General features: G+C 69.8%; 8 protein-coding genes and 1 pseudogene. 1 reads left to right on the top strand and 8 read right to left on the bottom strand.

Translation table 11 applies throughout. The annotated features are described in order from the left end of the window. Positions 1-12: 12 nt before the first annotated feature. Complete coding sequence (locus ABS735_RS23470; protein WP_373900603.1) at positions 13-2,361, bottom strand: phosphoketolase; 2,349 nt, start codon at positions 2,359-2,361, stop codon at positions 13-15. Between the two features lie 104 nt (positions 2,362-2,465). On the opposite strand from ABS735_RS23470, the gene ABS735_RS23475 reads away from it, so the two are divergent. Next, positions 2,466-3,584, top strand: coding sequence for an acetate/propionate family kinase (locus ABS735_RS23475; RefSeq protein ID WP_373900602.1), 1,119 nt, complete (start codon positions 2,466-2,468; stop codon positions 3,582-3,584). Positions 3,585-3,593: 9 nt separating this feature from the next. On the opposite strand, the gene ABS735_RS23480 is transcribed toward ABS735_RS23475, so the two are convergent. From ABS735_RS23480 to ABS735_RS23510, 7 genes and pseudogenes are all read right to left on the bottom strand, one after another. Continuing rightward, positions 3,594-5,072: an aldehyde dehydrogenase family protein gene (locus ABS735_RS23480; RefSeq protein WP_373900601.1), complete on the bottom strand. Its 1,479-nt coding sequence runs from the start codon at positions 5,070-5,072 to the stop codon at positions 3,594-3,596. Positions 5,073-5,180: 108 nt separating this feature from the next. After that, positions 5,181-5,633: a YbhB/YbcL family Raf kinase inhibitor-like protein gene (locus ABS735_RS23485; protein WP_373900600.1), complete on the bottom strand. Its 453-nt coding sequence runs from the start codon at positions 5,631-5,633 to the stop codon at positions 5,181-5,183. A 217-nt stretch (positions 5,634-5,850) separates the two neighbouring features. Next, positions 5,851-7,692 carry a thiamine pyrophosphate-requiring protein gene (locus ABS735_RS23490; protein ID WP_373900599.1) on the bottom strand — a complete coding sequence of 614 codons (1,842 nt, stop codon included), beginning with the start codon at positions 7,690-7,692 and terminating at the stop codon, positions 5,851-5,853. A 173-nt stretch (positions 7,693-7,865) separates the two neighbouring features. Next, on the bottom strand, positions 7,866-9,332 hold the full coding sequence (locus ABS735_RS23495; RefSeq protein WP_373900598.1) for a cation:proton antiporter domain-containing protein: 1,467 nt from the start codon (positions 9,330-9,332) through the stop codon (positions 7,866-7,868). A gap of 75 nt (positions 9,333-9,407) precedes the next feature. Continuing rightward, positions 9,408-12,458 carry an FAD-binding and (Fe-S)-binding domain-containing protein gene (locus tag ABS735_RS23500; protein ID WP_373900597.1) on the bottom strand — a complete coding sequence of 1,017 codons (3,051 nt, stop codon included), beginning with the start codon at positions 12,456-12,458 and terminating at the stop codon, positions 9,408-9,410. Between the two features lie 147 nt (positions 12,459-12,605). After that, positions 12,606-13,166 (bottom strand): hemerythrin domain-containing protein, encoded by a 561-nt coding sequence (locus ABS735_RS23505; protein ID WP_373900596.1) that lies wholly within the window; start codon positions 13,164-13,166, stop codon positions 12,606-12,608. Positions 13,167-13,441: 275 nt separating this feature from the next. Beyond that, a pseudogene (locus ABS735_RS23510) lies at positions 13,442-14,646 on the bottom strand (polysaccharide pyruvyl transferase family protein). Positions 14,647-14,689 lie beyond the last annotated feature (43 nt).

Raw genomic sequence — 14,689 nt, forward strand, 5'->3', positions numbered from 1 at the left:
GACGGCGGCCCCTCATCCCGTCGGCCAACTCCACTGGGTGATCTCCGCCGGGTCCACCCCCGTACGGCGCAGTTCCCGCCGGAGGTCGTCCCGGCGTCTGGCGTAGTGCTCCGCCAGGTCGCCGGTCTCGGCCGGGCGGCCCCGCAGACGGCTCAGCGCTGCGACGGCCAGGTCGTGCCGCGAGGTCCCGTTACTGATCAGCAGGTCGTAAGGCGTGGTGGTGGTGCCTTCTTCGACGTAGCCGCGGACGTGAAACCGCTCGGGGCGGGGCCGGCCGTGCAGGAGTTGCTGCACGGCCGACGGATAGCCGTGGAAGTCCAGCACAACGGGCGTGTCGTGTCCGAACAGGTCGGCGAAGTCGGCCTCGTGCAGGCCGTGCGGATGACGCTCCGGCGTGGCCAGCGCGCACAGGTCGACGATGTTCACGACACGGACGCGCGCGTCGGGCAGGTCGCGCCGCAGCATGTCGGCCGCGGCCAGCGTCTCGACCGTGGGGATCGTGCCGGCGCACGCAAGGACGACCTCCGGGTCGTCGCCATCGTGGGTGGACGCCCAGCGCCACATCGAAGCCCCGGCTGCACAGTGGCGGCGGGCGTCGTCCAGTCCTAGCCACTGGGCGGCGGGCTGCTTCCCGGCGACGACCGCGTTGATCCTGCCGGTCTCGGACAGCAGGCGCTCCATCGTGACCAGAAGTGTGTTGGCGTCCGGTGGGAGGTAGACGCCGATGACGGTGCCCTTCTTGGTGAGCAGGTTGTTGATGAAGCCCGGGCCCTGGTGGCTGTAGCCGTTGTGCTCCTGGCGCCATCCCTCGCTGGTCAGCAGGTACGTCAGGCTGCTGACGGGGGCGCGCCACGGCACCTCGCGCGACATCTTCAGCCACTTGCCGTACTGGTTGACCATGCTCTCGACGATCGCGGCGAACGCCTCGTACGTCGGGAACAGTCCGTGCCGTCCGGTCTGCAGGTAACCCTGGAGCCAGCCCTGGCAGTTGTGCTCGGACAGGATCTCCATGATCCGTCCGTCCGGTGCCAGGTCCTCGGCGTACTCGTCGACCGGCCACGCGCAGGCCCGCTTGCTCGCGGCGAGTACGGCGTCCAGCTTGTTGGAGGCCAGCTCGTCCGGGGAGACGATGCGGAAGTCGCGGCGGTCTTGCGTCCTGTGCATCACGTCGGTCAGCCACGCGGCGAGCACCTGGTTGGGGCTCGCCGCGTGCGCGCCGGGGCCTTGAGGCGTGTCGACCGCGTACGGGCCGAGGTCCGGGAGGTCCAGTGGTTCACGCAGTCGGCCACCGTCGCCTGCGGCCTGCATACCGATCCGGCGTTCGCCGTCGGGCACGGTGGCGAGGACGTCCGCGCTGGGGCGGCCGTCGTCGTCGAACAGGTCCTGCGGCCGGTAGGAACGCAGCCACGCCTCGAGGACCTCCAGTTGCCGATGGTCCTGGTGGACGCTTTCGAGCGGGACCTGATGGGTGTGGAAGGTGCCCTCCAGGGGCTTTCCGTCGGCTTCTTCGGGCGCGCCCTGGCCCTTCAGGCTGCGTAGCACGATCATCGGCCAGGCCGGGCGGGCGGGGCGGTCGCCGCTCCTTGCCGTGGTCTGGATCGCTCGGATGGCGGTGTGCGCGTCGCGGACGGCGTCGGCCACCGGGTCTCCGTCCGGCTTGCCGGTCACGTCAACGATCCGCGGATCCCAGCCGTAGCCGCGGAAAAGATGGGTCAGTTCCTCGTCGGTCATGGTGGCGAACAGGGTGGGTGAGGAGATCTTGTAGCCGTTCAGGTGCAGGACAGGAAGTACGGCCCCGCTGGTCACGGGGTCGAGGAACTTCGGAGAGTGCCATGCGGCCGCGGTCGGTCCGGTTTCCGCCTCGCCGTCGCCGACGATGCAGGCCACCAGCCGGTCCGGTGCGTCCAGCGCGGCGCCGAACGCGGTGGCCAGCGCATAACCGAGTTCCCCGCCCTCGTGGATCGTGCCTGGCACGGCCGGAGACAGGTGGCTCGGGAAGCCCTCGGGGGCGCAGTAGCGGCGGGCCAGTTCGGTCAGTCCGGCCTCGTTGCGGGCCAGTGCAGGGTCGTACTCCTCGTGGGTGCCCTCCAGCCACAGGTTGGCGTGGTTGGCCGGCGCGCCGTGCCCGGGGCCGGTCACCAGCAGCACGTCGGTGTGCCGCTCGCGGATGAGCGCGTTGAGCGCCGCGTAGACCATGGTGATGCCCGGGCACGACCCCCAGTGGCCCAGCAGCCTTGGCTTGATGTGCTCGGCCCGCAGCGGCTCCCTCAGCAGCACGTTGTCCCGCAGGAAGATCAATGCCACGGCCACGTAGTCGGCCGCTCGCCTGTACGCCGAACCGTCCGTGTGCTCCAGCGCCATCCGGCAGCCTCCGTTTCCACGAGGCCGCGGCGGGTACCCCGGGGACGCCTCGGCACACACCCGGTCCGTGCACTGCGGCAGCCGGCTGACGAGAGAGGGACGCCGTGTCCAAAAGGAGTCTCGGCCCGGTCCTGGTGGCCGACGCGGGCTCGTCGAGCCTGCATCTGGCCGTCTTCGACGACGACCTGGGCGTCCTCGCCGAGCACGACAGCCCCTCAGCGCCCGGTGACGACGTGCCCGGCCTTTTGCGGCAGTTGCTGCGGGAAGCACCGTCGCCCGTGGCCATGGGACACCGTATTGTCCACGGCGGCCCGGCACTACGCGGCCATACGCTGCTGGACGACCGCGTACGCGAAGCCCTGAGCCAGGCGGCCGACCTGGCGCCCCTGCACGTCCCGCCCGCTCTCACCGTGCTGGACGCCGCCCGGGACCTGCTCCCGGACATTCCGCACGCGGTCTGTCTCGACACCGTCTTCCACGCCGGCCTGCCCGCCGCCGCCCGGGAGTACGCGGTGCCGGCGGCCTGGCGCGAGGAGTACGGACTGCGCCGCTACGGTTTCCACGGTCTTTCCTACGCGTGGGCGCTCGGCCGGACGGCAGGACTTCTCGGCCGGCGCCCGGAGCAGTTGCACGTGGTGATCGTCCACCTGGGCGGTGGCTGCTCCGCCTGTGCGGTGCGTGACGGGCGCAGCGTCGACACGACTATGGGGTTCACACCGTTGGAGGGGCTGGTGATGAGCCACCGAAGCGGCAGCGTGGATCCCGGTGCGCTGATGTGGCTGCAGACCCGGCACCATCTGTCCGCGGAGGACATCGACGACGCGCTGAACCACGAGGGCGGTCTGCTTGCGCTTTCCGGCACCTCGGACGACACCCGCGATCTCGTGCGCGGCCGGACCGAGGGCGACGAGCACGCCGCACTCGCGCTGGATGTCTTCACCCACCACTGCCGCCGTGCAATCGCCGCCATGGCCGCGTCCCTCGACCGGCTCGACGCCTTGGTCTTCACCGGGGAAATCGGCGAGGACCAGCCGGAGGTGCGCGAGGAGGTGTGCGCGCGGCTCAGCGCCCTCGGCGTGAGGGGCGGTCTACTCACCCCCGATGGCGCGACCGTGGACAGCCCGGCCGTCGTCAGTGCCGACGGAGCCGCTGTCCCGGTCATCGTCGTGCCCACCGGAGAGGCCCAGCAGGTCGACCGCGAGACGCGAGCCCTTTTGCGGTAAGAAACCCTCTCAGTAGAGGAAGTCGCGCGGCGCGTGCTGAAGACTCACCCAGTGGTGGGTGGTGAACTCGTCCACGACCCAGTCTCCGCCGAAGCGTCCCAGCCCGGAAGCCTTCTCACCGCCGAAAGCGATGTGCGCGTCGTCGTGCACGGTCGTGTCGTTCACATGCGTCATACCCGCCTGCATCCTGAGCGCGAACCGCAGGCCCCGGTCGGTGTCCCGGGTGTACACACCGCTGGACAAGCCGTACTCGGTGTCATTGGCGAGTCGCAGGGCGTCCTCTTCGTCGTCCGCCCTGATGACGGTAGCGACCGGCCCGAACACTTCCTCCCGGGCCGTGGTGGCGTCGTTGCCGCCGAGCAGGACGTGCGGCGGCAGGACCTGACCGGTGGGGCCGGTCGGCTCGCCGCTCAGGACCAGCTCGGCACCGTCCGCGACGGCGTCGGCGACCTTCTCGCGGATGGAGTCCAGCTGCTTGCCGTTGATGACAGGGCCGAGCTGCGTACTGGCGTCGCGCGGGTCGCCGTAGCGCAGGGATCGGGCACCGGCGACGAAGCGTTCGACGAAGGCGTCGTACACGGCGGTGTGGACGATGACGCGGTTGGTCGCCATGCAGACCTGGCCCTGGTGGAAGTAGTTGCCGTAGAGGGCGCCCGCGACGGCCTGGTCGAGGTCCGCGTCGTCGAGCACCACCAGCGGGCCGTTGCCGCCGAGTTCGAGCGCGAGCCTCTTGATCCCGGCCTTCTCGGCGATGCCCCGCCCGACGGGGGTGGATCCGGTGAAGGACACCACCCGGGGCGTCTCGTGTTCCACGATCGCGTCGCCGATGTCGCTTCCACTGCCGACCACCACGCTCAGCAGCCCCGGCGGCAGGCCGGCCTCCTCGTACACCTTCGCCAGGAACAGCCCGCCGGTGACAGGGGTGTCACCGGCGGGCTTGAGCACTACGGCGTTGCCGAGGGCCAGCGCCGGCGCGACCGACCGGTTGGACAGGTGAACGGGGAAGTTCCAGGGGCTGATCACGGCGACGACCCCCGCCGCTGTGCGGTAGACGCGGTTCTCCTTGTCCTCCATGTCGGAGTCCGCGCCGACCCAGGTGTTGATGTGGCCTGCCTGTTCGGCGGCCCTCTCGGTGACCGCGCGAGTGAGCGTCAGCTCCATGGCGGCGCGGGGCCGGGTGGCGCCCGCCTCTCGCTGCAGCCAGCCGGTCAGTTCGTCCTCACGGTCGGCCAGGATGCGGGCCGCCTTCCGCAAGACCTCCGCGCGGTCCTCCGCGGGCCTGCGGGACCACTCCGGTTGCGCCTCCCCCGCAGCGCGGTACGCCTCGTCCAGATCATGAGCACCGGCGAGATCGATCTCCGCAAGGACGTCCCCGGTGTACGGATCAGTGTCCTGCCGTGAGCGGCCCGCCGTGCCCGTACGCCACTCGCCGGCTATCGGCATGCGGTCGAAGCCGGTGTAAGTGCCCTGTGTGGCCGTGCGCGCCATGGTGCCTCCTTGTCGTCCGGGGCTGCGGTACCGTCTTCGGCCTGCCCGGCCCGCTGTTCGCCGTTCACCGGACGACCGACGGTTCGTACCGGTGACGGGAAGGCGGCATCAGCGTCGGTACAGGCCGACCAAGGTTCCGGTGGCGATCTGCTGCTTGTCCAGAACGCCGTGGACGTCGTCGGCCGTGGCGTCGTCCGGTACGGACACGGGTGCCGGGAGGGCGTAGAGGCGGAAGAAGTAGCGGTGCGCTTCGTCTCCCACCGGGGGCTGCGGGCCGCCCCAGCCCTGTTCGCCGTAGCCGTTGCGGTGCAGCTGGCTGCCCGGCTGCGTTTCGTCGGTGTCCAGGCCACCGCGGTGCGGGTCGATGCCCGTGACCAGCCAGTGCACGAAGGTTTCCGACGGGGCGTCCGGGTCTTCACACAGCAGTGCGAGTTCCGCTGCCTCGTCAGGCACTCCGGACCACGTCAACGGCGGGGCGACGTTGTCCCCGTCCTTGGCATAACGGTGGGGAATCATGGTGTGATCACTGAACGCGGCACTGATGAGTTCGATACCAGCCATACCGGGCGAAGTACCACAAAAGCGTCGGCTCACACGCATTCGGGTGACCAGCACACGGGCACTGCCGACCCCGGTGGGGCGAGAGATCCCCTGCCTGCCAAGGCGCTCAAGGACTGGTTCGCACCCGCAAGCGGACGCCCGAGGCGCGTGTGAGACGGGCAGACGGCTGCGGCCCCGCAGGCGGCTGACGCCGGTGAGGACCGCACGCCCCGGCCCTTCAGGTGCCGGACTGACTGCTGTCGTCCGCGGCGCCGGGTCGGTCGCCGCGGTGCCGGCTGCCGGGCAGCATCTCCTGCATCTTGGCCTTGAGTCCCTGCTTGATCATGGAGCCGCGATCGCTGTCTCCCTTCAGGATCGCGGTGGCGGCGGCCTCGATCTGATCCAGCTCGGCGTGCGGCGGGATCGGCGGCACGGCCGGGTCGGTGCGGAAGTCGATGACGAACGGGCGGTCCGCGGCCAGGGCCTGTTCCCAGGCCGCCTCGACGTGCTTGGGCTTCTCCACCCGGACGCCGTCCAGGCCGATACTGCGGGCGATGTCGGCGTAGGGCAGGTCGGGGATGTGCTGCGACTCCTCGAACTGCGGGGCGCCGGACATGGCCCGCATCTCCCAGGTGACCTGGTTGAGGTCGCCGTTGTTCAGCACCGCGACGATGAGGCGCGGGTCGGACCACTCACGGTGGTATTTCGCCGCGGTGACCATCTCCATCATGCCGTTCATCTGCATGGCGCCGTCGCCGACCAGGGCAATCGCCGGGCGGTCGGGGTGAGCGAACTTGGCGCCGATCGCGTAGGGCACGCCCGGGCCCATCGTCGCCAGCGTGCCGGACAGGGAGCCCCGCATGTGGCCGCGGAAGCGCAGGTGACGGGCGTACCAGTTGGCGGCGGAGCCGGAGTCGGCGGTGACGATGGCGTCATCGGGCAGCCTGCCGTCCAGGGCGTGGACGACGTACTCCGGGTTGAGGGGGTCGGCGTCCACGGCGGCGCGGCGCTGCATGACCTCCCACCAGCGGGAGACGTTCTTCTCGACTTTCTCCCGCCAGGCTCGGTCCTCCTTTCGGTGCAAGCGCGGCAGCAGCCGTCGCAGCGTCTCGCGTGCGTCACCGACGAGGTTCACCTCGAAGGGGTAGCGCAGGCCGATCATGTGCGGGTCGATGTCGATCTGCACCGCCCTGGCCTGGTCGAGCTCCGGCATGAACTGCGTGTACGGGAAACTGGAGCCGATCATCAGCAGGGTGTCGCAGTCCTGCATCAGCTCGTAGGAGGGGCGGGTGCCCAGCAAGCCGATCGCGCCGGTCACGTACGGCAGGTCGTCCGGCAGCGTGTCCTTGCCGAGGAGGGCCTTGGCCACGCCGGCGCCGAGCACCTCCGCCAGCCGCTCCACCTCTTCACGGGCTCCGCGGGCTCCCTGTCCGACGAGGACGGCGACCTTCTCGCCGGCGTTCAGCACGTCCGCGGCCCGCTGGAGGTCCTCGTCGGACGGCACCGGTGCGGAGCGGCCCAGTCCCAGGCTGGACGGCACCATCTTGAACGCGTGGCCCGGCGGCGAGTAGTCCAGCTCCTGCACATCGGCCGGCAGGATGATCGCGGTGACGGCCCGCCTGGCGTAGGCGGTGCGCATGGCACGGTCGATCAGGTTCGGCAGTTGCTCCGGCACGGTCGCCGTCTCGCAGAAGTCGGAAGCGACGTCCTTGTACAGGCTGGCCAGATCGACTTCCTGCTGGTAAGAGCCGCCCATGGCACTGCGGTTGGTCTGCCCGACCAGCGCCACGACCGGCACATGGTCGAGCTTGGCGTCGTACAGGCCGTTCAGGAGGTGAATGGCGCCCGGCCCGGAGGTGGCCGCGCACACCCCGACCTTGCCGGAGAACTTGGCGTATCCGACGGCTTGGAAGGCGGCCATCTCCTCATGGCGGGCCTGCACGAACTTCGGGTTGTTGTCGGCTCGGCCCCATGCCGCCAGCAGCCCGTTGATGCCGTCGCCGGCGTAGGAGAAGACGTGGTCGACGTCCCAGTCGCGCAGCCGTTGGAGAATGTAGTCCGACACCTTCATGCTCGCCATGGGCGGCGCTCCGTTCCTGCTCTTTGTGAGTCCCGCACGACGGCGGACGACAGTGCATGGGTAACCCTGGGAATCGCAGGGAAACGCTGTAGACGGGCCATCGCTCTTCTGGCCGCTGCGACGCATCGCCGCGCACGGAACGCTCTTGTTCGGCACCCCCAACGGGCGTCTCGTCACTGCCGCCCGGCGGTGAACGGACCCGCGCACCCCTCCTCGCTGTCGCCGGTGATCAGCAGGACCTCGTCGCCCACCCGCAACTGCGTGGACCCGCTCACAGGAATGATGCCGCCCTCACGGACGACCATGCTGATCCACGTCCCCTCGCCGATGTCGAGCCCGTCGACCGTGCTTCCATCGGCCGCGGAACCTTCCTCGACCACATGCCGCGCGACACCTTCGGGGCGGTCCTTCAGGCGCACGCCCAGAGTCCATGGTTCCAGCTCCACCGAGCGCATCGGCACCCGGCACCACCGGGCCACCGTGGGAACCAGCGAGCCCTGCACGATGACCGAGAAGACCACAACGACGAACACCACGTCGTACAGGCGGTCGGCGTCCGGGATCCCGGAGCTGACGAGGTAGCTGCCGAGCAGTACCGGTACGGCGCCCTTGAGTCCGGTGAAGGCGAGAAACGCGCGCTCGCCGGTGCTCAGGCGCATCCGCCACAGCAGTACGGCCATCACGACCGGCCGCACCACGAAGGCCAGCAGCACCGCCAACAGCAGACCGTCCGTCCACGCCCCTTCCCTGGTGAACGTCCACAGCGGCACGGTCAGTCCCAGCACGGCGAAGGCGACGATCTCCCCCAGGCTGCCGAGCGCTGTGTGAAAGCGTTCGATCTCCTTCTTGTAGGGGGCGCGGACGTCACCGAGCAGAACACCGGCCACGAAGACGGCCAGGAATCCGGAACCGTGCGCCACTGTCGTCAGCCCGTAGACCACGAACGCACCGGCCAGCGTGCGCAGCGGGTACAGCCCCTCCGCCGGCAGCGGCACCTTGCGCATCAGGACCTTCAGCCCCCAGCCGCCCGCCGCTCCCATCACCGCGCCGATGGCCATCTCCTGGACGAAGATCAGCGAGGTGTGGCCCGCTGTGCCGAGCGCCGATCCGGCGGAGGTGCCCAGCAGGCCGGCCATCAGGGCGATGCCCACGGGGTCGTTGGCACCGGACTCGCCGGGTAGCAGGACACCGGTCCGGCCGGTGATCTTCCGACGGCCCAGGACGGAGAAGACGACGGCCGGGTCGGTCGGCGCGAGCGCGGTGCCCAGCAGCAGGGCGATACGCCAGTCCAGGCCGAGCAGGAGGTGGGCCGCGACGGCGAGCAGACCGGCGGTGGCGAAGGTGCCCAGCACACCGATCGAGAGGATGGCGCGGGCTTCCGGCTTGAAGCGGCGCCAGCCGATGTCCATACCACCCTGAAAGAGCAGCACGACGAGGGCGATGGTGACGACGTCCTGCACCGTCGCCATCGACAGCTTCCTCAGTTCCGGGAAGACGTCCACTGCCACGGCAGTGCCGATGAGGAAGAACGCCGGGGCCGGGATGCGGGCGCGTTCGCTCACCCAGTTGGACCCCAGCGCGGCCATGCCGGCCAGTGCCACGATCAGCACGGCCAGTCCGAACGACCAGGCTCCCTCCATACACCTGGATTCCTCCCCTTCGACGGCCCGTCCAAGCGCTGAGGCAGCGGGACGGGCCGCGAGATGCGTGCGATGTCAGCGATTACGAGCGGAGCGTCGTGCAGCTACCAGTGCCGCCAGCGCTGCGCCCGCCACGCCGGCGGCCCCCAGAGGCAGCAGGGCGCGGGGCCCCGGGGGTGATGGACGTTCCGGTTCGGTGTCCTGCCCCCGGAGGCCCGCCGCCAGGACTTCCGCCAAGTGCAAGGGAGCGCGTCCGGTACTGGCCTGCTCGACCTGGGTACGGCAGCTGAAGCCGTCCGCGAGGACCAGTGTCGCGTCGTCGGCGTCCCGCACGGCCGGGAGCAGGCCGGCCTCCGCGCACGCCATGGACACCTCGTAGCGGCCCTTCTCGAAGCCGAAGTTGCCGGCCAGCCCGCAGCAGCCCGCGTCCAGCACGTCGGCGTCCACGCCGACCCGTTCGAGCAGCTTCCGGTCCGCGTCGAAGCCCATGACGGCGTACTGGTGGCAGTGCCGCTGGACCACTGCCCGCGCGTCGACGGCCGGTGGCTGCCAGTCGTCGGCGCGTTCGACGAGCAGCTCGGCCAGGGTCCGGGTCTGCTCCCGCAGCCGCTCGATGTCAGGGTCCTTATGGAGCAGCTCCGCCGCGTCCGCCCGGAAGACGGCGGTGCAGCTGGGTTCGAGTCCCACCACGGGCGTGCCGCGGCGCAGGTCCTCGCGCAGAACGTCGATCGTGTGGCCGAGGACTCGCTTCGCCACGTTCAGCTGTCCGGTGGAGATCCAAGTCAGTCCACAGCACACCGACGCCTCCGGAACCTTGACCCGGAACCCCGCCGCCTCCAGCACCTCGACGGCCGCCCTGCCGATCGCGGGGTGGAAGTGGTCGGTGAAGGTGTCCGGCCACACCACCACCTCGCCCCGGTGCCCGTCACCGCGAGGCCCGCCCCGCTCACGCCACCAGTCGGTGAACCGCTGCTCGGCGAAGACCGGCACCTCCCGTTCCGGAGCGACACCGCCCAGCGCCTTGGCCACCCGGGCCACCCACGGCACCGCAGCCAGCGCATTGACGGTCCGGGGCGCGAGCGCGACCACCCGGGCCACCGCCGGCAGCCAGCCCATCGAGTAGTGCGCGAGGGGCCGTAGCCGGCCCTTGTAGTGGTGGTGCAGGAACTCCGCCTTGTAGGTGGCCATGTCGACGTTGACGGGGCAGTCCGTCTTGCAGCCCTTGCAGGCCAGGCACAGGTCGAGTGCGTCGTGTACGTCCTTCGAGCGCCAGTCGGGGGCGATCGGTGCGTCGTCGCCGCCTCGCACCATCTCGAACAGCAAGCGGGCGCGGCCACGGGTGGAGTGCTCCTCCTCCCTGGTCGCCCGGTAGCTGGGGCACATCACGCCGCCCTCGGACGAGCGGCACTTGCCGACGCCGACGCACCGGGCCGCGGCCCGGCTGAACTTGCCGTCGTCGTGCGGAAAGGCGAAGACCGTCTCCGGCTCCCAGGGCAGGTAGTCGGCGCCCAGGCGCAGGTTCTCGTCGAGGCGGTACGGCAGGACGATCTTGCCCGGGTTCATCCGGTTGTCCGGGTCGAACAGTCCCTTCAGCCGTTCGAACGCCTCGATCAGCTCGGGCCCGAACATCTTCACCAGCAGCTCGCCCCGTGACTGTCCGTCCCCGTGCTCGCCGGAGAGCGATCCCCCGTAGGACACGACCAGGTCGGCGGCCTTCTCGACGAACGCCCGCATCCGGGCGACGCCTTCCCCGGACTCCAGGTCGAAGGGAATGCGGGTGTGGACACAGCCGTGGCCGAAGTGGCCGTACACGGAAGGGTGTCCGTAGTCGAACTCCTCGTACAGATGCTTGAGGTCGCGCAAGTAGTCGCCGAGGCGGTCCACCGGCACCGCCGAGTCCTCCCAGCCTTCCCAGGTGTCGGGCTGACCTGGTACGTGCGCGGTGGCACCGAGCCCGGACTCGCGGACCAGCCACAGTTCGCGCACGTGCTGCTCGTCGTCGTACCAGGTGTGGTCGACGTCGTCCGGTTTGGCGTCGATGAGGGCCCTGGCCCTGCCGTCGGCTTCTTCGCGGGTGTCGCCGGTGAGCTGCACCATCAGGTATGCCCGGCCGTCGGGCAGTTCCTTCAGCGCCGCAGGATTGAGGTGCTTCTTCTGCTGGAAGTGGATCAGCTGGTGGTCCACGCCCTCCAGCGCCGCCGGCTGGTGCTCCAGGACAGCCGGGACGTGGTCGGCTGCCTGACAGATGTCCGGGTAGCCGAGGACGACCAGGGCGGTGTGCTTCGGCACGGGCACGAGTTCGAGCTCCGCGCGCAGGACGGTCACCAAGGTGGACTCCGAGCCGGTCAGCAGTCCGGCGACGTCGAAGCCCTGCTGGGGCAGCAGCGAGTCGAGGTTGTAGCCCGACACACGCCGGGGAATGTCGGGATAGCGCTCGCGTACGAGCTCGGCGTAGCGGTCGCGCAGGGCGACCAAGCCCCTGTACAGGTCCGCTTCCCGGCCTTCGGAGGCGGTCAGCCGCTCCAGGGCGGCGTCGTCGGTCCGGCCCACCCACATCCGGGCACCGTCGTAGGTGAGGACCTCCAGGCTGCTTAGGTTGTCGGCGACCTTGCCGTACGCCTGCGCCGTCGACCCGCATGAGTTGTTGCCGATCATCCCGCCGATGGTGCAGTTCGGGTGGGTGGCCGTCTTCGGCCCGTACTGCAGGCCGTACTCGGCCAGCTGCCGGTTCAGGTCGTCCAGCACGATGCCGGGCTCGACCACGCACCGCCTGTTCTCGGTGTCCACTGACAGCAACCGGTTGCAGTGCTTGCTCCAGTCGAGGACCACCGCGGTGTTGCAGCACTCCCCGGCCAGACTGGTGCCGCCGCCGCGTGACAGCAGCGGCGCTCCGTGTTCCCGGCACACCGCCACCGCCGCCTGGGCCGCTTCCACGGTCCGGGGGACGACGACACCGATCGGCACCTGCCGATAGTTGGAACCGTCCGTCGAGTAGGCCGCACGTGAACCCGCGTCGAAACGGACCTCGCCGTCGACGCGGGCACGCAGTTCCTGTTCCAGTGCACGGACGTCGGTCCGTACCGGCGTATGGCGGACGACGGGCGAGGGCAGGTCGACAGGGTCCATGAACAGCCTTCCAATGCGAAACCGCTGATGTGCCGACGTGCCCGCCCCGCGCCGGGGGCGGGCACGCCGCCGGCGCCGTGGCTCACCCGCCTCGGGCAGTGCCTGCCGCGAACAGCCCGGGGCACCGCTGAGAGCCGCCGTTCTCCGTCAGTCCTTGCCGCGCCCTGTCAGTGCGTCCCTGATGCGGTCCACCATGCCCGCGCCAGGAGCCAGCAGTTTGTTGGCGGGCGGGGTGTCCGGGGCCGAGGGGTGCGGCCGGGTGGGGGCGGTCTTCTTGGCCTGCTGGACCTTGTCACCCAGCTTCATCAGCTCGTCCTCGGAGGTCGCCGCCCGCAGCCGAGGAAATAGGTTGTCCTCTTCGTCACGGACGTGCGAGCGGATCTCGGTCATCAGCTCACCGATGAGCCGGTCGAACTCGGGATCGTCGGCTTCCGCACCCTCGAGTTCCTTCATCGTCCGCTCGGCCTCGGCGTGGTCCTCGATCTCCTTGTCGGCGACCCTGTCGCCGTCGGGTAAAAATTCACGGACGGCCGGGTAAAGGTACGCCTCTTCAGCCACCGAGTGCCGGACCAACTCGATCACGGCCTGATCCGCATACTTCTTGCGCTGGCCATCACCCGGGCTCAGGCGTTCGATCTTCCCGAACAGCTCCTCGACCTCGCGGTGATCGGTGGTCAGCTCCGCGACAACGTCTCCGCCGTGACCCATGCGACGCCCCTCTCTCCTGTGGTGACCGGAATGCCACGACCGTGTATCCCCAGGCGGGAGCGCGCAAACGGAGGTACCGCATTCGGCGGGCCGGCGACGGTCGGCCGCGGGCACGCGGCCTCCGGGCGGCGACAATGACGCGTGGCCCGTCGGCGCAGATGTGAAGACAGGCCCCCTGCCTCAATGTCGGTCTCATGGCAGCGCGTACACGACGCATCATCCCATCGGCACCTGCCCGGCTCACAAAGCAGCCCGGTGGTTCGACTCGTCCCTCTTCACGTCTCGTCCACGGCCAGCGGAGAGTTCGCATGTCCCGGTCCCGATGCCACCCCGCCAGGGTTGGGAAGGACGTCAAGCAGCGCCTTACAACGGACGCCCGTCTCACGTGCGAGGTCCTGCAGACTCCGCACGCGCGCGGCGAGTTCTCCGCGTCGCTGTGGAAACTCGTCCCACAGCCGGTCCAGTTCCGCCAGCAGAAGCCCGGACTGTGCACGTGCTACGCCGACGAGCGTCGGTGCACCCAGCCGACGGGCGAAGTCGAACACCTTCCCTGCGTAGGGCAAGGGCAGCACCGGCAGACCGGCAAGCGCTGCGAAGATCAGGAAATGCAGGCGCATGCCGACGACCAGATCCAGGTGCCGCATCAGCCCGAGAATCTGCCCAGGACTGTAGGCGCCGTTCATGATCCGGCCCCGGTCGGGCGGCGCCGCCATCCTGGACACGACGGCATGTGCGTGGCGAACGTCCTGCCGTTCCATCGGTACGAGAACCACGTAGGCGTCGAGGCGCCGTACCAGGTAGTCGGCAACGCCGGCGAGAAGCGCGTGGTAGTCGCCCTCGTCCAGGTGCTCGGCCGCCCGGCCCGGCTCTCGTACCGACATTCCCACCAGGCGGGTAGCGGCCGGGACACCTCCCTGGCCATCATCTCCGCGGTGAACGGCTCCTCCGGCAGCAGCAGGGCCGGGTCGGCAGTGACCGTCATGTCCCGCTCGACACCGATCTCCTCCAGAACCAGCCGTGACTCCTCGTCCCGTACCACCACGTCGTCCATGGCGGACAGCACTGTCCGCACTGCCTCCAGGTCGTCCGCCTCGCGCAGGGGTCCGACGCCGACCGCGTAGGCGAGCGTCCGCATGCCGCCGGCCTGCGCCGCTGCGACCAGACGCAGGTAGCGGCGTGCCTCGCCGTCGTAGAGAACGCCGCCCCCGCCCAGCACGAGCAGGTCCAGGTCCGCGAGGGCGTCATGCAGCGGCCGGTGCGGGACTCGCTCCCAGTTCAGCACCTCGTCCGCGAGCGGTTGGTGCGTACGGGTGTGCTCGGCGTCCCGGCTGAAGACGATCAGGCGCGCATGCGGGCTGTGCGCGCGCAGGCAAGTGAGGACACAGGTGAGGATCGCTTCGTCACCCGTGTTCAGCCCGCCGTAAGAGCCGAGCACTCCGATGCGCGGCTTCGGCGGGAAGAGCGATCGCTCGGTGAGCATCAGCTCTCCTGTCGGAAGCCCAAGGGGCGGAGGGGAGCACAGC

It is taken from the genome of Streptomyces sp. MMCC 100, from assembly GCF_041538145.2.
Classification (GTDB): domain Bacteria; phylum Actinomycetota; class Actinomycetes; order Streptomycetales; family Streptomycetaceae; genus Streptomyces.